Source organism: Microscilla marina ATCC 23134 (assembly GCF_000169175.1).
GTDB classification, from domain to species: Bacteria; Bacteroidota; Bacteroidia; order Cytophagales; family Microscillaceae; genus Microscilla; species Microscilla marina.
On sequence record NZ_AAWS01000007.1, the window covers coordinates 198,804 to 222,232 of the forward strand.

At 41.2% G+C, this 23,429-nt stretch carries 12 protein-coding genes; 5 read left to right on the top strand and 7 right to left on the bottom strand.

From position 1 onward, the window contains the following. Positions 1-12: 12 nt before the first annotated feature. Entirely contained in the window at positions 13-1,416 is a 1,404-nt protein-coding gene (gene hisS, locus M23134_RS08155) for a histidine--tRNA ligase (protein ID WP_002695317.1), read from the bottom strand. Positions 1,417-2,278: 862 nt separating this feature from the next. Here hisS and M23134_RS41745 point away from each other — a divergent pair. Then, positions 2,279-2,437 carry a hypothetical protein gene (locus M23134_RS41745; protein ID WP_002695318.1) on the top strand — a complete coding sequence of 53 codons (159 nt, stop codon included), beginning with the start codon at positions 2,279-2,281 and terminating at the stop codon, positions 2,435-2,437. A 130-nt stretch (positions 2,438-2,567) separates the two neighbouring features. On the opposite strand, the gene M23134_RS08160 is transcribed toward M23134_RS41745, so the two are convergent. The 3 genes from M23134_RS08160 to ileS all read right to left on the bottom strand — a co-directional run bounded on the left by M23134_RS08160 (position 2,568) and on the right by ileS (position 7,691). Beyond that, complete coding sequence (locus tag M23134_RS08160; RefSeq protein ID WP_045113209.1) at positions 2,568-3,191, bottom strand: hypothetical protein; 624 nt, start codon at positions 3,189-3,191, stop codon at positions 2,568-2,570. 102 nt (positions 3,192-3,293) lie between these two features. Beyond that, positions 3,294-4,130 (bottom strand): sigma-70 family RNA polymerase sigma factor, encoded by an 837-nt coding sequence (locus tag M23134_RS08165; RefSeq protein ID WP_002695320.1) that lies wholly within the window; start codon positions 4,128-4,130, stop codon positions 3,294-3,296. Positions 4,131-4,220: 90 nt separating this feature from the next. After that, positions 4,221-7,691, bottom strand: coding sequence for an isoleucine--tRNA ligase (gene ileS, locus M23134_RS08170; protein WP_002695321.1), 3,471 nt, complete (start codon positions 7,689-7,691; stop codon positions 4,221-4,223). A 365-nt stretch (positions 7,692-8,056) separates the two neighbouring features. Between ileS and M23134_RS08175 the strand changes: the two genes are divergently transcribed. Both M23134_RS08175 and M23134_RS08180 read left to right on the top strand, forming a co-directional pair. Then, positions 8,057-8,452: a hypothetical protein gene (locus tag M23134_RS08175; RefSeq protein ID WP_002695323.1), complete on the top strand. Its 396-nt coding sequence runs from the start codon at positions 8,057-8,059 to the stop codon at positions 8,450-8,452. A 13-nt stretch (positions 8,453-8,465) separates the two neighbouring features. Beyond that, on the top strand, positions 8,466-8,843 hold the full coding sequence (locus M23134_RS08180) for a methylglyoxal synthase (RefSeq protein ID WP_002695325.1): 378 nt from the start codon (positions 8,466-8,468) through the stop codon (positions 8,841-8,843). A gap of 81 nt (positions 8,844-8,924) precedes the next feature. On the opposite strand, the gene M23134_RS08185 is transcribed toward M23134_RS08180, so the two are convergent. The 3 genes from M23134_RS08185 to M23134_RS08195 all read right to left on the bottom strand — a co-directional run bounded on the left by M23134_RS08185 (position 8,925) and on the right by M23134_RS08195 (position 12,015). After that, positions 8,925-9,416, bottom strand: coding sequence for a hypothetical protein (locus M23134_RS08185; RefSeq protein WP_002695327.1), 492 nt, complete (start codon positions 9,414-9,416; stop codon positions 8,925-8,927). Positions 9,417-9,915: 499 nt separating this feature from the next. Next, positions 9,916-10,938 carry a hypothetical protein gene (locus tag M23134_RS08190; protein ID WP_045113211.1) on the bottom strand — a complete coding sequence of 341 codons (1,023 nt, stop codon included), beginning with the start codon at positions 10,936-10,938 and terminating at the stop codon, positions 9,916-9,918. Positions 10,939-11,145: 207 nt separating this feature from the next. Further along, entirely contained in the window at positions 11,146-12,015 is an 870-nt protein-coding gene (locus tag M23134_RS08195; RefSeq protein ID WP_002695331.1) for a pirin family protein, read from the bottom strand. A gap of 439 nt (positions 12,016-12,454) precedes the next feature. Between M23134_RS08195 and M23134_RS08200 the strand changes: the two genes are divergently transcribed. Next, a complete protein-coding gene (locus M23134_RS08200) occupies positions 12,455-14,812 on the top strand; it encodes a fibronectin type III domain-containing protein (RefSeq protein ID WP_002695335.1) in 2,358 nt (785 codons plus the stop codon). A 12-nt stretch (positions 14,813-14,824) separates the two neighbouring features. After that, positions 14,825-23,407, top strand: coding sequence for a hint domain-containing protein (locus M23134_RS40460; RefSeq protein WP_002695337.1), 8,583 nt, complete (start codon positions 14,825-14,827; stop codon positions 23,405-23,407). Positions 23,408-23,429 lie beyond the last annotated feature (22 nt).

Sequence of the window (23,429 nt, forward strand, 5' to 3'; positions counted from 1 at the left end):
GTATTTCTATCTTTATACCACTTTCTGGATAGGCTTCAACTTTTCAATGATCTCATCTACAGTCAAAGCTTCTTGCTCGCCAGAATCCATGTTTTTCAAAGTAAGCTTGCCACTTTTCATTTCTTCTTCGCCCACAATCACCACATAAGGAATAGACTTACGGTTGGCATATTTAAATTGTTTATTCAGCTTTGCCGCATCCGGAAATATCTCACAACTAATTCCTCTGTTTCTAAAACGTGGCAAAAAAGGCAAAGTATAAGCCTCAGCCTTGGGGTCAAAGTTGGTAAACATCACCTGTACCGAAGCGTGGGTATTTGCTGGAAACAGGTTGAGTTCATCCATTACGTCATAAATACGATCTACCCCAAACGAAAACCCTACTCCTGATACTCCTGAAAGGCCAAAAGTACCTGTAAGGTCGTCGTAACGACCCCCACCACTAATACTTCCAATCTGAACATTGTTTACTTTTACCTCAAAAATAGCCCCCGTATAATAACTCAAGCCTCTGGCAAGGGTAATGTCAAAATCAAGGCTAAAGTCTTTTTCAGGTTCAGCCGACTGGGTCATGGTTTTTATATAGTTTAGTACTTGCTCTACCTCATCTAAACCTTGCAGCCCAGCAGGAGCTTTATCGGCAAAAATGGCCCTAAGTTTGGCTATCTTTTCGGTAATACTTCCCTTGATGTCGAAAAACGGGTGGAGCTTTTCTATAGCAGCACCATCTATACCACGGGTGGCAAGCTCTTCTATTACTTTGTCTTTACCTATTTTATCCAGTTTATCTATAGCTACACAAATATCTCCAATGCGTTCTTCGTGTCCTATTACCTGAGCAATGCCCGTGAGAACCTTTCGGTTGTTTATTTTCAACGAAAAATCATCGATTCCAAGCTTAGGTAACACCTCATTGATCATGATAATGATCTCAGCTTCACAGATCAAAGAGTCAGTACCTACTACATCGGCATCACACTGATAAAACTCACGGTAACGTCCTTTTTGGGGGCGATCGCCACGCCATACAGGTTGTATTTGGTAACGCTTGAAAGGAAAAGCCAGCTTGTCGCGATGCATGACTACAAAGCGGGCAAAAGGAACAGTAAGGTCATAACGAAGGGCTTTGTCAGCGATTTTTGGGGTAAGATGCTTAGCCCCTTCATCGATGTCATCCTGGGTTACTTTTCCAAGATAATCACCAGAGTTTAAAATCTTAAAAATCAATTGGTCACCTTCGTCGCCGTATTTCCCGGTAAGTACGCTCAACTTTTCTATAGAAGGGGTTTCGAGAGGGGCAAAACCAAATTTCTGAAAGGTAGATTTGATCGTATCTAATATGTAGTTACGCTTTGCCATTACCTCCGGACCAAAATCGCGGGTGCCTTTAGGAAGGCTGGGTTTTTGAGCTTTCATTTCTGTATGTTGGCTTTTTTTATTGATTAACTCTTATTTGAGTATTGGGCTTTGTTTAATTATTGTGTTCAAACAAGCTTAGGAATTGTTCAAAAATAAATTTACACTCTGAGAGGTGATTTTTCGCCTTGATACTTCGTTATTTTTAGCCTTTGGCAGAGCTCGGCACAGCATAGCTGTAGCCATCGGTTTTTGCCCGTAGCGCTGCTATGGGCGCAAAAAATAGCCTCGTCTCAAAACAAAACATCTACCTCAAGAATAGCAATTTAATTTCTCACCATTCCTTAGGAATGGTGTAAAAATAAAGTTCTATAGTAACGCCAAAATATTTTGTTGGCAGAAGAGGCAAAAAAACGCGGCATAGCAGCGCTACGGCAAGTTTTTTTAACGAATTCTGTCAGCGAAATATGACGTTAAAAATGTAAATTTATTTTGGTACTATTCCTTAGTACACTGTAAAATAAATATCTTATGCTTTTTTCGGCTTCTTTTGCCCTCTGACTTCTCTTTACAAAAATCGCGTAGCTTTGGCTATGCTCTATTTGTAAAGATCGCCAGCAAACAAAATAAACTCGAACTAAATAACAACTTACTTAATTTACAGTGTACTTAGTTTTGGATTGGCAAGTGTAGGCAAAATGCTGACTATTAACCATTTGTCGTTACTTGTTGGTCACAACTAATTGCTTGTAGCTATGTTGACACACAAATAATAAAACATTACTTATTTATTGGAATAAGCTACAAAGCTAAGGATTTTTTTTGTTGATATGTGCTAAAACCAGACATCAATTTGTAGATTGAAAAATAAAGGCTTAATTTCGCATGAAATTTTTTGTAGAATCAGAACGGAGATAGAACAATGGCAGTGACCAGATTAGAGCGCAAGGGACGTACAAACCGTGCCCGCGCAAATAACCGTAAGGCGGTTATGAAACACCAATCAACTAAACCTACCATCAAAAAGGTAGATATCGAAGCAATTAAAAAAGAGTTTGAAGAAAAGAAAAAAGATCAGTAAGACCTTTTAAAATTGCCTTACTCAAGAAATTGAGCATCATAGGTGAGCCGCTGGTTTCACCTTTTTTTATAGTTAAACCCCCACATTACTCTATTGTAGTGTGGGGGTTTATAGTTTTCACTTTGCTTGTCTAAAACTGAATGGCTTTTTGGTATTCAGCCGGAATACGAATGCCTTGATAAGACTCCTGAAGGCTTATTAAAATCAACACACCTATTACAAAACCTGTGATTAAGATGAACCGGGCTTGTTTTTGAGCATTTATAAGGTTTTTGCCCGATGTTTTTTTGTAATGCACAGCGGCAGTATGCCCAAATACGCTCATAACCGCAAGCAAATAATAAGGCATAAAAAATAAGGCAACTGGAATGCTGTTAACTACAATGGCTGCATAGTAAAAATTAGTGTCTAGCTGGAGCACTTGCCTGCCTTGCCATACTGTGGCTAGAGTATGTACGATCAGAAAAAAAGCCAGGTACAAACCACTGTACCATTGCAGTTTATCATAAAATGTACTCTTTTCTTTGCGTTTGCGCCACACCAATTGTATACCACTGGCTATTTGTATGGCTACTATCGTTAGTAAAAATACCTCAATAATCGGCTGGCGGTATACTTGCCGTAGTAGGTGCATTACTTTGACATGCACTGCTGCTCCTGCTAATGCAGTAAGGTGGTTGAGTAAGTGTACACCAATAAAAATACTGAGGGTAATGCCCGAAACATAATGCAGGGTGTTGGTTTTGAGTCTCATACGTTTTGTCTTTGAGTATTTTTCAAACAATTTGACATAAGACAAACAAGTTGTATGATGTGTGACAGCTTTCGTGTATTTTTTTGGGTAGGAGAGAGGCAGTTAAATTACTTTGGTCAATTTATCAGGGTTGAGCACGCTATAAATGCGCCGTATTTTGCCTTGGTGAATACTCAGTATAACCACGCCAGTCAGTTGGCTTGCCCGATACAGCAACAATGCGGGGTGTCCCAAAACAGTATCATACACCACTCTGGTGTTGTCAGGGGCATTTTTACCAAGTTTGATATAAAAGTTTGCCACTTTTTGGGCGCCAATAATGGGCACTCTGGCTGCGGTAACTTTGCCACCCCCATCAGAAAATACCTGAATGTCATCTTTAAAAAGCGCAATCAATTGTTCTAAGTCACCTTGTTGGATATGCAAAGCAAATTGAAGCGCCTTGTTTTTATCGGTTACTGAGGCAGCAACGGGGGCTTTATATTGGTTAACTTTAGCCTTTGCCCGGCTAAATATCTGTCGGGTATTGTCAGGGGTTTTGTCAATAATTTCGGCTATTTCATGGTGATTCAATTCGAAAGCTTCTTTCAAGATAAAAGCAGCCCTTTCGTAAGGACTAAGGCGGGAAAGTTGAGTAGCAAGCTCGTAGCTGAGTAAGTCTTGTAATTCAAATGTTTGACTGGTTTCTAACAGAGCATTATTTACTGGTTCGGGCAACCATTGCCCTTTGTATTGTAACCTTTGTTGGCGTTGTTGGTGGTTGAGGCAGTGGTTTACAGTAAGCCTGATGAGGTAGTTTTTTTGATTGGTGACATGTGTAGTGTCCAGTTGCAACCATTTTTCGGTGACATCTTGCGCCACATCTTCAGCATCTGAGTAACTGCCCAAAATGCTATAAGCAACGCTGATAATTAATGCACGGTTTTGTAAAGCAAACATAATTTGAGACATAAAAAAACTGGAAGGCCAATAGCTCGTGCTTTGACCTTCCAGTAAATGTATATATTAATGGCTAAAAAGCGATACTTTTTAGTTATTCTCTACATTGGCAAGTACCTCAATTTTTACAGTCAAGGTAAATTCTTCAATCTCTAAAGTTTCTCCACCTTCTATAGTTGCCTGATCTGCCAGCGAAAGGGCTTGAGTTTCAGTACTTATATAGTCGTGGTGTGTTTTCAGTGCATCTTTTACCAATTCGTCGGTACTGTTAAATACAATGCCTATTTTATTGATTACTTCCATTCCAGTATCTTTGCGTAGGTTTTGCACTCGGTTTACAAAGTCACGGGCAATCCCTTCTTTGCGCAAATCTTCGGTAATGGTTTCATCTAATATTACGGTAAGTGCTTCGTCAGGGTCAGAAGCCACCGAGTGTCCTTCTTTTACTTCCGAAACAATCACTACATCTTCGGCAACAAAATCAAAGCCGTCTTTGCTCAAAGCACCAGTACGGTCTATAGTAGCAATCTCATCTTTGTTAAACGCATTGACAATGCCTTGCACTTTTTTCATGTCTTTGCCGTACTTTTTACCCAACACTTTAAAGTTAGGCTTGATGCTTTTGACCACAATGTCAGAGTTGTCACCAATAAATTCTATGTCTTTGATATTGGTTTCGGCAAGAATCAAATCTTTTACTGCCTCTATCTGACTTTGAGTAGTCGCATCTACTGCTGGCACAATGATTTTTTGCAAAGGCTGACGTACCCTGATGCCCTTATTACCTTTGGCTGTTTTACGCAATGAGTGGGTCAATGAAGACAGCTTTTGCGCCAAAGTCATTCTACGTTCCAGGTCAGTATCTATAACTGCCTCATCTATTTCGGGGAAGGTAGTCAAGTGAATAGACTCAGACGCATCACGACCGCTTACCTTATTAAGGTCAAGGAACAATGCCTCACTCATAAATGGCATGACTGGCGAAGCCAGCTTCAAAATAGTTTCCAAACAAGTATACAATGTTTGGTAGGCGGCTACTTTGTCATCGTTCAGCTTGGTTTTCCAAAAACGGTTACGGTTGAGGCGTACATACCAGTTGCTCAAGTCGTCCATTGTAAAGGTCTGGATAGCTCTAGCTGCCTTGGTAGGTTCAAAGTCATCATAAAAACCATCTACTTGTTTGATCAAAGTATTCAACTTAGACAATATCCAACGGTCTATTTCCGGGCGTTGTGCTATAGGTACTTCTGCTTGACTGTAGTTAAATCCATCAAGGTTGGCGTACGTAGCAAAAAACGAATACGTATTTTTAAGTGTACCAAAAAACCTTCTTGATACTTCTTTTACACCTTCTATGTCAAACTTTAAGTTATCCCAAGGGTTGGCATTAGAGATCATATACCAACGGGTAGTATCAGCTCCGTGTGCATCCATTGTTTCAAAAGGATCTACCGCATTGCCCAATCGTTTAGACATTTTACGTCCTTCGGCATCCAGCACCAATCCGGTAGAGACCACATTTTTGAAAGCTACCGAGTCGAACAGCATACCAGCAATGGCGTGTAAAGTAAAGAACCAACCACGGGTTTGGTCTACTCCCTCAGAAATAAAATCTGCCGGAAACTCGTCACGCTCATCTATCATATCCTTGTTTTGGAAAGGGTAATGTAATTGAGCATAAGGCATAGCCCCTGAGTCAAACCAAACATCTATCAAGTCTTGCTCACGGTACATTGGTTTACCATTAGGCGATACCAATACAATATCGTCTACATAAGGGCGGTGCAAGTCAAAGTTTTTGCGTTTGAAATAAGCCGAAATCACATCAGCACTTAGCAGCGTACTGCCATCATCATCAGTTTTTACTTCTTTGATGTTTTCAAACTCGCCCACTGGGTTTTCTTGCATCAATCCAGCCTTGATTGATTTTTCTACGGCTTCGTAAAGTTCGTATACCGACCCTATACATTCTTCTTCTTTACCGTCTTCGGTACGCCATATAGGCAAGGGTATGCCCCAGTAACGTTGACGCGACAAGTTCCAGTCTACGAGGTTTTCCAACCAGTTGCCAAAACGTCCTGTCCCTGTACTCTCTGGCTTCCAGTTAATTGTATGGTTCAACTGTACCAACTTGTCTTTTGCCGCTGTAGTACGGATAAACCAAGAGTCAAGTGGGTAATACAATATGGGTTTGTCGGTACGCCAGCAGTGTGGGTAACTGTGCTTGTATTTTTCTACTTTAAATGCCTTGTTCTCAGTTTTTAGTTTGATAGAGATCAATACATCAGTAGATTTATATTCGGGTACTGCTTCCGGATTTTCCTCGTATTCGGATTTTACGTATAGTCCGGCAAAATCAGTAACTTCCTTTACAAACTTTCCTTGGCGATCAACCAAAGGAACATTGTTACCTTCTTCGTCTTTGACCAATACCGGAGGCACGTTATTTTGTTGGGCTACACGATAATCGTCAGCACCAAACACCGAGGCAGTATGTACCACACCCGTACCATCGGCAGTGGTTACAAAGTCGCCAGGTATTACGCGGAATGCATTCTTTTCAAGTTCTTCGTTGGTTACATAAGGCATCAACTGCTCATAGCGAACCTCCGTTATATCACTTCCTTTAAACTCTTGTACTACTTCAAAAGGAATCAACTTATCTTCTTTCTTGTAGTCTTCCAGTTTTAGGTCTTTAGCTTTGTCAGAAAAGTGCTTGCTTACTAAATCTTTGGCAAGTATGACCGATATAGGCTGGTGAGTATATGCATTAAAGGTTTTTACTTTTACATAAGTAATCTTTTCGCCCACAGCAAGCGCACAGTTAGACGGCAACGTCCAGGGGGTAGTGGTCCAGGCAAGTATTCTCACATCTTCGTCATTGTTTTCAAACAAAAACTCAGAACGTTCGCTGCGTTTTACTTTAAACTGGGCTACAATAGATGTATCAGTTACATCTTTGTAGGCACCTGGCATGTTTAGTTCGTGCGAGCTAAGCCCAGTACCTGCTTTGGGCGAAAATGGCTGAATGGTATAACCCTTATACAACCAGTCTTTTTCGTGGAGTTTTTTCAGCAAATACCACACAGTCTCGATGTAGTCGTTGTGGTAGGTGATGTATGGATTGCCCATGTCTACCCAATACCCCATCTTTTGCGTAAGCTTAGACCAGATGTCGGTAAACTGCATCACTGTTTTGCGGCATTCTTTGTTGTAGTCTTCTACCGATATTTTTTTACCTATATCGTCTTTAGTAATGCCAAGCTGTTGTTCTACCTTGAGCTCTACGGGCAAGCCGTGGGTGTCCCATCCAGCTTTACGTTTTACCTGAAATCCTTTGAGTGTTTTGTATCGACAAAAAATATCTTTAATTGTACGAGCCATTACGTGGTGAATTCCAGGCATTCCATTCGCTGACGGTGGGCCTTCATAAAACGTAAAGGTTTTCTGTCCCTCACGACTACTTATAGATTTCTCAAATATTTGGTTCTCTTCCCAAAACTCAAGAATATCTGCCTCTAGCTGAGCGTAATTGAGGTCTTTGTACTCATTATACTTCATCAGAATTATAAGATATTTTTTGTCTTTTGTTTGAATTAGGCAAAATTAGTAAAAAACAGACAATAGTTGATAGATTATAAGTTTCATTTTTGACACCACACAACCAATCATCGTTTTTTGTCCAAATTATTGACTTTACAAAATAATAGGAGGTACTGAAACTTTATGCTCATATATCAGCTTGCCAAAGCAGATTGTTTTAGGAGGAGTAGCATAAACTTTAATTTTTTGTTATTTATGTGTTTTAAATAATTTCCATTATGAGGGTTTGTCTAAACTTTGTCTCTGGAGTTAAAAATAATAAGTTCTTTAACCCGGATGATCAACATTAAACAAGCCTTTACATACCGAAAAATAGAAATACAATGATGCGTTATTCTTGGATATTTGTGCTTGCTGTAGCTTTGTTGGCAAGCTGTGGCGATAAAAAAAATAAAAACAAAGGGGAAACTAAAGATACGACTGCCAACACCCAGGCTGAGCTGCCGCCTAACCAACCTGAAGTGATAAGTATTACAGTAGATAGTACTGCTAAAAAGGCAAAAGTAAAGTTTAAAGTACCCCGTAAAATCAAGATAAGTGTAGCCGTGACCAATGTAGAAGGAGTAGGCTTGTCGAGCGATCAGGTAGGCGAGGTAGAAGGAGAGTTTGAGCATACGCTTGACTTATCAGACACCAAAAAATTTGGCAAAGGTTTGTACTATGTAAATATAGTGACTTACGAAAATAAGAAAGCCGTAAAAGAAATGATACTAAAGTAATGAGCAATCAAATATGAAAAAGATTGCCATTATAGCACACGATGGGCGCAAACCCGAAATGGTACATTTTCTGAAGGAAAACGAAGAGGTGCTCACCAAAGTAGCATTGATAGCCACTGGTACTACAGGTACCCATGTAGCAAAAGCAGGGTATGAAGTAGAAGCCAAACTATCGGGTCCTATGGGTGGTGATGCACAGATTGCCGCAATGGCGGCTGAGAAACAACTATGTGCGGTGATTTTTTTTCGTGACCCTTTGGGCAAGCACCCACACGAGCCCGATGTACAAATGTTGATGCGAATATGCGATTTGTATAACATACCTTTAGCTACTAACCCCGCTTCAGCAGGTTTTATGTTGAAAGGGATGGCGGCAATGGGCGAAGTATAGATTTTGTGTGTTTATCCCCTCTTGGGGAATGAAAAAAGCCAAAGCTGAAGAATAGTTTCTTCGGCTTTGGCTTTTGTAGCTTCAGACTTTTAGTTCTTTTACCACTTTCAGTGTTTTTTCATAGTCAGCCCAGAACTGCGCCTGGGTTTTCTTGTCACGCTGATAGGCATCCCACATTTTTTTAGCTTTTTTTTCAAAGGTTTGAATCTTATGTACAGGCATTGGTTTCTCCTCAAAAAATGCTTTCAAGGGAGGCTTTAAATAAGCATTGGAGTGCCTGTTCGAACGTTTGTGTTTTTTCGGGCTATTGGTCGATATTTTTGCTTCAAGGCTCATCAGCGCCACAATGGTTAAAATACTTATGCTGGAGGTAGTAACAATGGTACCCGAAAACCAAACCAATGGCAAGGAATAAGAGATCATTGCCAACAGTAGAAAAATGCAGAAATCAGCAAAGGCATCCAGTCCTTTTCTTTTACGAAGGTGGATGAATATGCTGCCCCATTTTACGATGGTTGTTACAAATATAGAAATATACAAAAGGGTAGCCATTACCAAAAGGGTAGTATACATGAGAGGGTATGTGTTAAGAGTTTGATCAATAATTTTTTTGAGGAAATTTTATGCAGAGGTCAAACGCCTGGCAGGGGGTGGTATAGAACTAATGTAAAACATCATGTAATGATCATTTAAAAAATGAAATAGTTAATAACTCAAGTTACACAGTTTTCTGAAGGTCACCTGTTTCTATTGTTGAATGGCTATATTGTTGCGCAATGCGTAGCCCAACCATTGAGCAATAAAGCCATATAACCATCAAAATAAAGTAGGTCTGCGAAAGGTCAGTTAATAAGTAGCAACAAGCCCTGAGGTGCCGATACGTATTGGTGCAATCAGCGATAAACTACAAGTAAGAGATTGGTTTGTTCATAGCCCGCTTGTGGCATCTACTTTTTAGGTATATTGAATGCTGTGTTGGCACTTATTGATATAAAAATATACGGTAGAAATACGGTAAAAGTTGGTAGGTAGAAAAAAAGGCAAACCTTGGATGGTTTGCCCTGGATAATATTTATTGTCTTGCTTTTTTTCGTTTGTACTTGTACCACATAATCACGGCAAATGCCACAATAAGTATAGGAATAAGGTAAGCCATAATGAGTGGGAAAATGACCAAAATTCCTCCATTTTTGCTATAAATATTAAAATCTGTTGCTTGCACTGTTTTCCATTCGGCAGTGTTGAGCATATCCCCCTTAAGTGCATCTATTTTCTTAAAATACCCTTGAGCAGTCTGTAATACTTTATTGAAGTCAAAATTGTCCAGTTTTTTAGAATAACGAATCACTACATTGCTGTTTTCGGTGGGTTCAAGGTCAGCAAAGTCATACACCATTTGTTGATTGCCATCAGTTTTAAACGTTTTGAAAGGGTATACCCCTTGTACCGATTGTACTTTCAGCGTATCCATCAAGTGTACATAAATTCTACCTTTGCCTATGTTTTTTGCCCATGCACGCCCTGACTCTAGCAAATAGCTAAATCCATTGTGATAGTCGGCATTGTAGCCTTTACGGAGCTGGGCGGTATTGGTGTTTACAATAAAGTACACGGTCAATTGAGTCACCTTTTGAGGGGCATAAGCCGCCTCCCAAATGTACCAGTTGTCGGTATGGTCAAGGGTTTTATGGTGGTAAGCTTCTACATTGGCACTACTGGCTCTTTTTACAGTGGCATTTTTGCCATCTATCTTCACTTGCAAACCATACAAGTCAGACATTTGCACGCTATAAGCAGCTTTGTTCATAAACCCACTATTGATAGGGTAGCCTGTAGTAAGGTTAATGGCTGCATCGCTGTGGTTGTACATCTGGTATTCGCCTTTTACTACAGCAAAGCCTGGGTATAGCATAATAGTCACCAACTCACTTTGCATTTGAATCTTGTCAAGGTGTACACTGTCTTTGGCAAAAAACGGAATAAAGTTAATACCTGCGCCAACGTCCCAAAAACCCGGCATTGCTGCATTGGCCAATGGCTTCCCCTGAAAACAAACCACTAATAAAAGCCCTGCTATAATATTGCGTATCTTCATTGTTGTTGTTCTAATGTTTTGAGCCGCAAAATTACAGTTTTTAGTCAGGAGCACCAAGAGTCTCAAGCTTTAAGCGGCAGGTGGCAAGCCAAGCCCTGTTCCAAAAGGTAATTAATAAAGTTGTAATGCTCTTTTTTTCAGGTGTTTATAAAATAAATGAGTCACTATTTTTAGTTTTTACTCAATGTTTAAACAACCCCCCAAATGTTATGGAACAGGAATATAAGTATCATCGCCTGGTACCTTCGGAAACTGTTTGTTTTTCCAGTCTTCACTTGCTTTTTTTAGGCGGTCACGCGATGATGACACAAAGTTCCAAAATAAGTAGCGGGGTTCGGGCAGAGGCTGCCCACCAAATAACAACAACTGTGTATCAGCCTCTAATTGGATGCAACATTCGTTTTCGGTCTTCGATACCAGCATTTGCCCTGCTTCTATGGTGTTGGTGTCATCGGTTACTTTGCCTTTTACTACCACTACTGCTACTTCCCCTTCTAGTTGTCCTTTAATATCTAGCCAGGCACTTTTGGTAGCTTTAATGTCTACCATAAACAAAGGAGAATATACAGGCAAGGGCGATTTTTTGCCATAACCCTCACCTGCTACCAAAGTAAACATAAGATTGTTTTCCTGCCAGCGAGGTAAATCTGTTTTAGGTATAAAATCGAAGCGGGGAGACATTTCTTCTTTTTCTTTGGGCAAAGCCACCCACACCTGATAGCCATGCAAAGTGTGAGGAGCTTTGCCGCGCAAATATTGAGGAGTTCGCTCGGTATGTGCTACACCACTGCCCGATGTCATGAAACCTACATCGCCTGGGGTAATTACTTGGTGGGCACCTGTGCTATCGCGGTGAGCTATTTCACCCTCGAACAAATAAGTAAGCGTTGACAAACCAGTATGAGGGTGTTGATCTACATCTACGTATTTGCCTTTGTCAATGAGCGAAGGACCCATGTGGTCAATAAAAGTAAAAGGACCCACTTGCCGTTTTTCACGCACAGGCAGCAACCTACCCACCACAAAGTTTCCAATGTCGCGGCTCTTTTCTTCCAGTAGCATTTTGTTATTTGCCATAAGTAGTTATTTAGGGTTTAATGAGGAAGGTGATCTACTTTATAAATATACTGCTTGAGGGTGGTATTTGGAAACGATGATGTAGCTAAACGGTAAATGAAGAACGAATTACACAGCTAGAGCGCATTGGTTTTGTCTGAAATCCCCCCAAAACTAAAAAAACCTTACCCCGACAGTTTCAAGAGCGAATTGTTGGGGTAAATTTGCTTGAAATGAGTACCTTTGAACAAATACTGCCTGCCTTTCCACATTTTCAAAATATTTTTTGTTAAAACTGTCCAAAACCACCACTGAGATGGGTATATCTAATCGATAGCCTTTCAGTCAATAGCCAAGATAAAGAAAAGCCAACAGCTAAAATTCAACGGAGCCCAAAAGCCAGGAACAAAAAAGCTAATGGCTAAAGCTCAAAACCAACTACTTAAACCAAACCAAGGTCATGCGTATCCATTTATTCAAGTGCCTTCTTATTGTGGGAGCTTTGCTTTTAGGAGCCAGTGATCACACCACTGCTCAACGAAACTATAGCGTCAAGTTAATCGCCACAGTCAGTCCTCCTCATAGCCCCTTTTTACACTCCTATAGCTATTCTAGCGCCCTTACCCTGCATCTTATATTAAATGGGGTCACCTCGTATGCGGGTTATTTACGTATCAAATTGGAAAGTATGGATGGGCGGGGAATTGTCATTCAAACCAAGGCAAACTATTTGCCTTTGCTCGATTTGGGACCTAGCCAAACAATGAATGGCTCCGATTTGTCGGATTACTTCGATGTAAACAATTTAGATTTTTTTGGATACTCTCGACAACAGTATTTAAAGACGAAAAGAATCCCTGATGGTATTTACAAGCTAACCTTCTCATTTGTAGACCGTTACCGCCCTAGCGTGTCGGTGTCCAATGTAGATATTTTATCAGAGAAAACACTGAGGGTATTTGCTTTGCAGCCACCTATTCTGAATTTTCCTCTAATGATGAGTCAGACCAATGGAAGCAATCAAAGCTTAAAACCCATTCCGATCAGTTGGACAAGACCCGCCAACACTCCTTTCAATCCTGAGTATGAATTGATATTGAATGAGCTACGCCCCGATTGTCAAAACAAATATGCGAATATAGACGCAAATAACCAAGCCGCCAGCCGAATATCTCAAGGCGAAATATTCAATTGTCTGGGTCCAGAAATATTTCGTACCAGCACAACTAGCCTGACTTATAACTATGGCATGCAAGCCGAACCTATGCTGGGCTTGGGCAAATGGTACGCCATTCGCATCCAGGCGCGCGACCCCCAGGGCAGAACCTTGTTTATCAACGATGGAGTGAGCCAGATTCGAGTGTTTCGTTATGGCAAACCCTGCCCCATCCCGATTCGCTTAAAGGCGACTGCCCTTAACCCCTACCAGGTACAGCTTGACTGGGATGCCCTGCCCGACCACACGGGTTATACCCTACACTTCAAGCGTGAAGGTGATGCCTATAAATGGTACACCAAGCGCGCCCTCTCCAATCGCACCCAAATCAATGATATGGAACCTGGAGTATCCTATTCGTTCAAACTTACCGCCAACTGCAACGCCTTTGGCAGCGAAGAAACCGCCACCGTAGATTTTAGAATGCCCACTCCTAAGCCTACCGGAGTACAATGCGGCAAACCCCTGGTGGTAGACCTCAGCAATCAAACTCCGATCTCAAATTTGCGCGTAGGCGACAAGATCATGGCGGCTGACTTTGAGTTTACCCTGGTAGAAGTCAAACCCTTGGGCGGGGGGTGGTTTTCCGGGCGAGCCTACACCCACATCAAGTTTTTTCAGGGAGCCAGGGTATTTGCCCGCTTCGACCGCATCAAGATAAACACCGACAAACGCCTCATCGATGGGGAATTGACGACCACTGGGGCAGGCACCCAAATCATACCCGACGAGTGGCGCGACCAATACCTGAGCTTTACGGGCGAAATCAACAATTTATTTGACGAGATAGAAAGAGGGCTGGATAAAATAGACCAGGTGGTAGGTAAAATAGACCAGGTACTCAAAAAAGTGGAACAGTGGGTCAAAGACTACAACGGTCCCGACAAAGCCGAGCTGTTGGAAACCATCCAGATTGGCAAAAAGGCGATTGAGGAGGGGAAGGAGGCAATCGACAAAGGCAAGGTGACTGAAGGGTTGAAAACGTTGAAGGATGGAAGTGGGAAGGTGATCAAAGCCGCGACCAAAATCATTGGCAATCGTTTACAAAAGCTGTTCGCCAATCTCAAAGACATCATCAAGGAAATTGTGCAGGAACTCAGGGGCAAAAGTAGGCAAAACATAGCCCAGGATAGAAAAAAACAAGCCACCGAAAACAAGCGGCTACAAGAAGTGGTACAGAAGGCAAAGGAAGATCGGGCAGCAATGAAATTGACTCGAAGCAAACCTGATAAGCCCGGAGAACCCATTGCTTTGCCCGTGTATGTGCAATCTTTGGGGGTAGATGTACCCCAGGAAACGTGGAAAAAAAGGGAAAGCAATGGTAGTCTGGAAAGGTGGCGCCAAGCCCGTAAAAAACTAGTGAGTGCATTTGTTAAATTAGAGATAGAGCGTTTCAGGTTTGATACTCTGGCAAAGATGAGCGGAGGCCAAATATTGGAGACTCTTCGGGGCGATATCGAAAAAGATATCAAAGAATTAGTGCAAGGTTTGCTGGAAAAGTTTATGCAAGGCGATGGAGTAGCAGCTATGAAGCTGTTTGTAAGAAAATTTATCGATGAAAAAATCAACGAGCGTATCCGTGTGCTCTACAAAAGAGATTAAAATATCCGAACAATGATGAAAAATATTGGTTACTTTTTATTGACAATTGTTTTGCTTGTGGTTTCGTTGGGAGCACAAGCCAGCGATAGCACTAGTATCCAAGGCTACTATTATACCAAAAGCCGGGTGCAGCAGATGATTGGTTTGCTCGACCAGCAAATTGTACAAAATGCCCGTTTGCCTAAAGCCGCCCAAAGCTATGTGGTAGATGGTCGCGAGAAATATTATGGTCAACCTACTTTTACTCCTGGCAAGCGAGATACGCTCAACGAGTATTTGAAGGGAGTCAATGAAGAAGGCACCGAAAAGGTCGCGTTTTATATCATCATCCCCCCTCCTTTGTTGTTGCAGTTTGCCGAGGTAACCGAACTTGAAAAGGACTCAGTAACGACCAAAAATACCATGCGTCCGTTTGGAAACGATAAGTCTAAGCTATACGAAGACTCACAAAAGGCTATCCAGGCATTTACTGCTGAGGTTTTTAGGGGCAGTAAACTAAACGAAGCCCAAACCAAAGGTTTGTTGCTCAACTTAGACAGTTTTATTGACATAAGCACCAGAAAAAATAAGGAAGGGGAACAAGACCCAAAAGACATTGTAGCAGGTGCTGTAGACGGGCAGTATACAGAACGCTTTTATCCTTGTTTGGTGTTTGGCAGGAGTTTGGGGGTCCAAACAATCAAAAATGCCATTGCTGCCATCAGACAAAAAACCAAAGAGTCGTTTGTCCAGAGCAAAAAGGAAGTAAGTCTGATTCCTTACCAGGCGCTTTGGGGTTTGACTACGATGTATGTGTCTACCTTGCACGAGTTTATCAACAAAGCCGCAGGTAAATTCAAAAAAGGAAACGAAAATTTGGCCCAATACAAAGCTTTGGCAAAGCTTGACATCTCTAAAATGCCTTTTACCAAAAGAGCCGAGTTGCTCAATAAAGTAAGAACCTATAAAAGGACCCAGGCGAAAACCTTTACCAAAGGTCGGGTAGAAGTGAGCGACTTTGCCGGGATTTTTAATGGCGATATTACCTCTTTTTTTGAAGACGACGTCTTCCTCAAACAATTTCTCAACCCTCAAAACCCTTTTCATCTCGAAGTCATCACTACCTCCGAAGAAAGCGTGATTGCTTCACAAAAAGACTTTATTTCCAAGATCAAAGGACGTACTGCCCACCAGTTGGCGTTAGAGCGCACCCTGCCCGCCAATGTAGTGCGCATTAGCATGCACTTTAGCTATGACGAAGCCAAAGATCGGCTAAACGCTATTTGGACCATCAATTTTGGGGAGTACTTACAGCTAGGCAAAAACCGCCAAACCGTGATATTGAACCTACCCGAAGCCCCCGGCGATTTTGCCATTATGATGGCACAGGGGCTTAAGTTGTTCGAGGCAGCGTTGAAAGACTTGATTAAGTACCTAGAAAAACAAAAAATTAAAGAAAAAGACTGGAACAAGCCAGGTCTTACCGAACCCGAAAAAACGATTAATCCTTTATTGGCAGGAGTATACAATGGGTTGATAGACCAACTCCAGTCAGCGCCTGAAAGCATACTAAGCTTGATTGCCCTTATGCGCAACTTGGTTAAGTATATGATGGATGAAAAATACAAGCAAGAAATAGATGCTTTGTTGGCAAAATTGACCATTGATGATTTGGGAGTAGTGGCTCAGGCGATTGTAGATGAACAGATTCAACAATATGAGGAGGAGTACAAGAAGGCGATCAATAACAAGTCTTACTTTGTGGGTAAGATTATGGTAGACATTATTTTTACCGTCATCAAACTTGTCAATGGGCAGGCCTTGGTAAAAATAATAAAAGAAACCTTGGATGGTTTTAAGAAGGTAACGAGTTGGAAGAAGAAAAAGAAGAAAGGAAAGGGTAAGAAAAAAGATAAGGCAGACAAGTTTATAGTTGATCTCAAAACCTTGTCAAAAAAATTATATGTACAAAAATACAACAAGAGCCGTAAAAAATATGATACCAAAAAACTATTAGCAAAGGGGGAGTTTGTAAATATAGAAGGGCAAAAACTATTTAGGTTTGTAGAGCTCAAAAATGTAAGTGGAGTTAGTAAAACCACCATCTATAGCAAGTTTTTGTCAAAAGTAATAGGCGAAGACGGAGTATATGTAAAATCCTCACAAAAAGCGGCAGAGACTTCTGCGTTGGGTCGTTGGCTCAAAAGCAAAGGTTATGTGCAGGTAAGAGAAGTAAAGAAGCTAGGAAAAACAGGCACCGTATTTACTAAAAAAGAGTACTATGTGGCTGCCAAGGGGCAAAAATGGGTAGTAAAAGAAAATGAAAGCAGCAAAAAAGAATTGGTCACCGCCGTTTACTTTAGTAGCCTCAAATCCTTAAAAATAGACATTCAAAAAGGAGCGGCTGACAACGAAAAGTCAAGCATACTAGACGCCCTCTGGAACAAGCTCCAAACCAAAGGCATCAATGTAGTATATACACGAGAGTCTGACCACGTCAATAAAATCACTGCTGCGGCCAATGACCAAAGTAAACTCAATGCGGATGGTAAGAAAACCGTGATTGGTAAATGGGCGGCAACCAAAGGATTTACTTATACAGTTCCCCGTTATGGAGACAAAGGTGAGAAAATGGTGGCAGTTCGTTTTACCAAAACTGCTTGCTTCGTTGCGGGTACCAAAGTATGGTTAGCCAATGGTACTGTTGTGAATATAGAAGACGTAAAGGAAGGTGCCTGGGTAAAAGCTTTTGATACAATGACAGGTAAAGAAGTAATTGGTCAGATTACTTTTACGATGGTTAAAGCGTCTGGGGCATTAGTAAAAATTTATACCACTACAGACACCCTGTGGGTCACCCCTGAGCATCCCTTTTATGTAAATGGCCAATGGATATCGGCTGGCAATCTCAAAAAAGGTGACCAACTGACTTTACTTAACCACCGTCAGCTTCTTGCCAGCAAAACCCGCCATTTGCCCCGTTCGGCTGCACCAGCCACCATTTGTCGCATTGCTGTAAAAGATACTGTAGCAACCGTCTACAACTTGATGGTGGCACGCTACCATAATTATTATGTGGGCAATGCAGGAGCTTTGGTGCACAACACCAACTGTACCCCTGAGATTAAAACCCGTTCTCCTAAAAACGATCAGTTTAGAGCCTATGTAGAAATAGAAAATGATGCCCTGAGGGCAAACAAGGAGAAAACATTGGGGTTGCTGAATATCAAGAAAATTGAAAACTTTGAAAAACTTCTTCAGTTTGACCTGGCTAGACTGCCCAGAAACCTTCGGGAAAACAAAGATTTTATTCACAAATTGCTGACTGCTCTCTACCAGAAATACACAGGTGAAGGAGATGCCAGGAAAGAATCGACCAGTGGGGTGATACTGCCTAAAAAGAACAACAAATACCATCAGTTGATCAAAGAATGGGCAACCAAAGGAGGTTTTACCCAAGAACAACAGGTAAAGGGCAAAGCCTTGTTGATCAGAGAAAGCAAAGGCTTGCGGGTCATTGTAAAAAACAATGAAGCCAAGCTCAACAATGGCAGTGCAAACTTACCCGAAGTATTGGCAAAAGCCATTGTAGACAAGTATGACGTTCTAAGGTTTGAGTTTAAACTCAACGACCAAAAACTAAAAGAATACCTCGATAAACACCAGGCAGGTGCCACCAAAAAGAGTTTTAAGGATGCACAAGACCTGAAAAAAGATGTGCTGATAACCCTGTTTGCCCAAAATTCTAAAAGAGCAGAGGCGCTTCATTGGCAAACCAAGGAAGACAAAGCCTGTTTTGACTTGCTTAAGCAAGCAAAAGTGCCCGCACAATTTACCAATCCAAAGAACTATCAATACCGCTATAATTTTAAGAAAGGTGCCATAATATCGATCAAGCCTTTTCTTGTAAAGGAATTATCCCAGGCGAAGAAATGGGAGGCCTACCTTGGCTACGAGCTGAATTCTAACAAAACTGCTTTGTCAGAGGCAGTATATAAAATTAATTATGACAAGGCGAAGTCTCCTTATCATTTACGTTTTGAGCCAAACTTTGCCAGTTTGAAAAAATACAAACTCAAGGCAGCCACCAACAAAATATATGAGAAAATAACGGGTGGGCATAAAAACAAGAAAATAGCTGGGGCATTCTTTGCCAAAGAGCAACTAAAGAGTGTTTTTGATAAGTTGGCGAGGGTGCACATTACTGAAGACGATTATGAAACCCGTATGAAGGGGATATTCAATGCAGATGCCACTGCTCAACACCTGACATTTGACATACAAAAAATGCTGGTGTTTTATCACAAAGACCAAGGCATTGGTGTGGGCAAAGCACAAGAGATCAAGGTGTCTAAACGAATGAGTAAAGGTGCCAATGAAGTGACTTATGTAGCAAAGGTTGAGGACATTACTATCGCCAAACTCACCCATAAAAAAGGCAATGGTGGAATCATACGTTTTACTGAGCTTTTTCAAAATAAACAATTGTGTTTATACAAACCGAAAGAAGCCTTTAAAAAGCTGTATGAGGAAGCAACCAAACAAGCAAAATCAGACAATATACCCCTTAGCACTCTTGCCATCAACACCAAAGTAGAAGGCAAACCCAATCCATACTTATCTATGGTCAAAGATTGGGGTCAAACCCAAGGCTTCACCAAAAAAGTAGAAGAAAATGCAGGCTTGGAGATTAGGCTGTATAAAGACCCACAAAAGCCTGTAATACTGGTAGAGAACGCTACCCAAACGAATAAAAATGAGTTTGTGGCAGTGATGAAGTATGGAGGCACAGTGCTTAAGGATAAAAATACCAAGAAAGTAATATTTGCCAAGGCGAAGATTAAAACTGTAGGATTTGAGCAAAAAGATATACTTGACGTCAACTTTGATAAAAATCTTCAAAAGCTATTAAGCGACAATAAAGTGAAGCATAAAAAGTACTTAGACAATATTCAGCAACTCAAAGCTGATATATTAACTGAGTTACTCAAGAAAGCAAACAGTAGTCGTTACAAAGCGGTAAGCCTGGGTAAAGATTATAAGTTTGTAAAGTTGTGGGCATCAAGCGCTACGTCCTCCCGACTTAAGTACTTTCATAAGTTTTCTGAAGATAATAAGTCAGCCAAAGGAGAAGCTTGGCTGTCGCCGAATCAGTATGTATTAGAGAAAAACAACACAGATGCTACCGATGTGGTTTGGTTGGTATCGAAGGGAAATGATATTAAAAACCCTGGAACTAAGACCACCGAGTTAGGAAGCGTTGGTTATGATAGAAGTAAAACCATGCTGGTTTTTAAGGATATCAAAGGGTGGGACATCGAAGGTTTTAAGACAGTCTTAAAGCATGTAAATAACCCAACCAAGGTGGATAGCCATACCGTAAATGTGATAACCATCCGCAGAGAAAACTTAGATAATGCAGGAAATGCGAAAAGTACTTTTGTGGGTTGGGTAAAAAAACAGCGATATAAATATCAATATGGGCTAGTCATTAAACGGGGCAATAATCACGTAGCTACCAACGTGGTACAGTCCCCCAAATACTACCTGCAAAAACTTACAGGTTATGCTAAACTACTGAGGTTACTATTCAGGAAGAAGGCAGCTGTACCCAAAGATGTACAAGCCTATGCTTTTATGAATAAGCCTTCTTTAGTGTTTCAAAACAATGGAACCTCGTTAGATGAGAAGGAATGGTCAGTAGTGTTGGGTCATGTCATACCCAGAAGCAACCAGGTGAGTTTTAAAACTACTGGGCTTACCTTTAGGTTTAGTTTCTTAGACGGCGGCGAAACTATCCACTTTTTGAGTGAAACCAAAAAAGACAAAAAACAGGGAATATATAACCTAAACAAGTTTTCGTACGATGCATCGTTCAAAGATGCCATGAAAAAGTTGTTTGAGGGGGCTGGCTTAAAACCTTATATGGCCAATGTAGCACAGGTTTCGTTCAACAGCAAATCAGTAAGCAACATCATTCTCAAATTAGAAAAAGAAGGAAGCAACGACGAGAACCGAAAGAGGGAGTACTTTAAAAACAATATCAATATTATAGCCAAGTGGGTAATAGAAGGGCAAGACCTGATCAAAGAAAGGGAGAAATATGTGGTGGTTTCAGAAGGCAGCGATCGGGTTACGCTTGCTACCCAACCCTGTTTTCCAGCGGGTACTGTCATCAAAACCAAGCAGGGTCATAAACCCATTGAGCAAATCACCCCTCAAGACAGTGTATATGCCCGCAACATTCGCACGGGCAAAGTAGCGTTACAGCCTGTAGTGCACACCACCCAAAAAACAGCCCAACGGCTGATAAAAATTTATGCCCAAGGCAAGCTCCTGAGCCAACCTACCCCCAACCACCGCTTTTATTTGGGCGCCTCCGAAGCCAGTGCCGGGCGTTGGGTAGCCGCCGAAAACCTTCAGCCTGGCGATAGCTTGTGGCTGTTTAATCAACGAAAAATAGCCATTGATAGCCTCATAAAAGTAGATACTACAGTAAAGGTATACAATTTTGAAGTAGCCAACTTTCATACTTACTATGTGGGCAAGCAAAGTGTATTGGTGCACAACGATTGTGGCAACTTGCCTGAATTTTTGGTAAAGGTTCAGCAATTGGGGACCGATGCTGCCCGCAAACTGATACAACAGGCAAACATTGCTTCTAAAAAGTTAATCACTGCCCCCAAAGTATCTACCAAAATTACCCTGGAGCAAACCAAGGTGAAGATAATGCTTGCCACAGGAAAAAGCACAGGCAAATTAGAGCAGATGACCAGTTGGCGTTATAAAGGAAAAGCAAACGTGAATCTGGCAAACAAATGGGCAAAGGTCTTGGATAAAACATACCTGGGAGATAATCCAAAATACGATGCTCGAAACGAATCCGTTGGCATTGGTGTAACTCCTTACAATGAGAAATATTTGTTGGCAATTCACCGTGATCTATTGTTCAGTCATATACTTGGGCACAAGGGAGTTAATAAGAACAAAAATGGAATTCATTGTTTGTTGTTTCCCATCATCCCCGATCCTAATGCCAATGGGGTCTTGTCGTCTCAAGCAAGGAAATTGTTAAAGCCCTTGATAGCTAAGCTAAAGCCCGCGCTAAAAAAGCTTGAGCCGCGTAAAAAGTCACTATTGGGTAGCCCTGTTAACTATTTACCTATAGCCAGAGAGGGCAGCAAAATTTCCCCCCGCCCTCGTACATATTTTAAGTACAGTCATTTTCTAGAAGAGGCACTGGAAGCGATTACCAACAAATACAAAGACTCCAAAACAGGAAAGATAAAGGCTACTCCAGAGAACATTAAAAAGGAATTTGAACACCTAATCCAACAAGCACGTGCCTATTTTGGTAATAAAGCCTTTGCGGGTTTTGTCAACGCAGGCGATGCCCGCAAACGCATTGGTCCCAGTGAGCAGATTATCAGTAACTGGTCAGCAAAGTACAAACCGCTTGCTGGAGAACTTGAGGCAGTAACCTACCATATGATTGAATTGGGCATTGATGTATTTTTCAAAAGCGCCCCCAAGCCTAAATTTAGCCTTACAAAGCTGGCCTCAACCAAGACACTGGAGGAAGCAGGCATTGCCCGTGCGTTGCAAAACCAAGAATTTAGAAAGGTTGCCCAACAATTGTATGACAAAGTGTGGATTAGTAAGGCTAAAGGGTATAAGCTTGTTAAAGGAGACAAAAAACAAGAAACTTTATTAAAAAGGCTGTTGAGGGTTTATTTATTACAAGATTTGTTTGTGGAGGATACAAGAAGCAGAAGTAGTTTTGGAACAATTCTTAGGAAGATGACTATACAGTCTTCTAGTGATAAGTTGGGAGGGAAGTTTGTTGAAGGGTCTAATATATTGTTTATCAATGGTTTAAAAAACCTTGCTATAAATAACTTGACTGATATTGAAATCTTATGTGGTGGTTTAAGAGTTTTGCCGGTGGCAAAAGCAGCTATTAAATATCGTATTCAAAATGGGAATAGAATTAATAATAACTTAAAAGGGTCAAAATTTAGTACTTGGAATAGCCATAAAAATAGTTTATGGGATCAGGTAATCAAGAAAAAAGCAGGAGAGTACGAGGTACAGCCTGGTTGGGTAGTGTATGGATTGCAAGGGAGTAATTCGAGTAGCAAAATTACCCGTACCCGTCGTCCTATAGGTACTTCGGGCAAGAACATTTCGCTCGCAAATGTGCAAAAATATGTGTTAGACAATGACCCCGAAACAGCCCTGTATTGTGTATACAAAGGTGATAACCCCACTAAAGATGCCGAGGGGGAGTTAATCAAAGAGTTGATTCTGATTGAAGGGCTTAAGTTTAGTGAGCTGAACGATATGGAAAAAGATTTTATTTTTAAAACCTCTGGCGCCAAACAAAAAATGCTGCCCATGCACGAAGCATCCTGGTGGAATACCCAGCTCACCCTCAGGATAAAAAACACGGCAGGGCGCAGAACCATACAATTCTTGTATGGTGCAAGTGGAGTGCTTGCCACCTTGCACTATTCGGCTCGTTTTAAGCCGGGCAAACCTTTGCCTTGGTGGGCAAATTACCTTAAGGAAAAGACAGAATGGTTAATTAGTAATTGGGATATCCTGCCTTGGTGATACTCAAGGGTAATCATAGCAT

Bases quoted from the DNA above. Each gene is read 5' to 3' on its own strand.
- hisS (WP_002695317.1), bottom strand. From the start codon at position 1,416: ATGAAAGCTCAAAAACCCAGCCTTCCTAAAGGCACCCGCGATTTTGGT.
- M23134_RS41745 (WP_002695318.1), top strand. From the start codon at position 2,279: ATGGCAGTGACCAGATTAGAGCGCAAGGGACGTACAAACCGTGCCCGC.
- M23134_RS08160 (WP_045113209.1), bottom strand. From the start codon at position 3,191: ATGAGACTCAAAACCAACACCCTGCATTATGTTTCGGGCATTACCCTC.
- M23134_RS08165 (WP_002695320.1), bottom strand. From the start codon at position 4,130: ATGTTTGCTTTACAAAACCGTGCATTAATTATCAGCGTTGCTTATAGC.
- ileS (WP_002695321.1), bottom strand. From the start codon at position 7,691: ATGAAGTATAATGAGTACAAAGACCTCAATTACGCTCAGCTAGAGGCA.
- M23134_RS08175 (WP_002695323.1), top strand. From the start codon at position 8,057: ATGATGCGTTATTCTTGGATATTTGTGCTTGCTGTAGCTTTGTTGGCA.
- M23134_RS08180 (WP_002695325.1), top strand. From the start codon at position 8,466: ATGAAAAAGATTGCCATTATAGCACACGATGGGCGCAAACCCGAAATG.
- M23134_RS08185 (WP_002695327.1), bottom strand. From the start codon at position 9,416: ATGTATACTACCCTTTTGGTAATGGCTACCCTTTTGTATATTTCTATA.
- M23134_RS08190 (WP_045113211.1), bottom strand. From the start codon at position 10,938: ATGAAGATACGCAATATTATAGCAGGGCTTTTATTAGTGGTTTGTTTT.
- M23134_RS08195 (WP_002695331.1), bottom strand. From the start codon at position 12,015: ATGGCAAATAACAAAATGCTACTGGAAGAAAAGAGCCGCGACATTGGA.
- M23134_RS08200 (WP_002695335.1), top strand. From the start codon at position 12,455: ATGCGTATCCATTTATTCAAGTGCCTTCTTATTGTGGGAGCTTTGCTT.
- M23134_RS40460 (WP_002695337.1), top strand. From the start codon at position 14,825: ATGATGAAAAATATTGGTTACTTTTTATTGACAATTGTTTTGCTTGTG.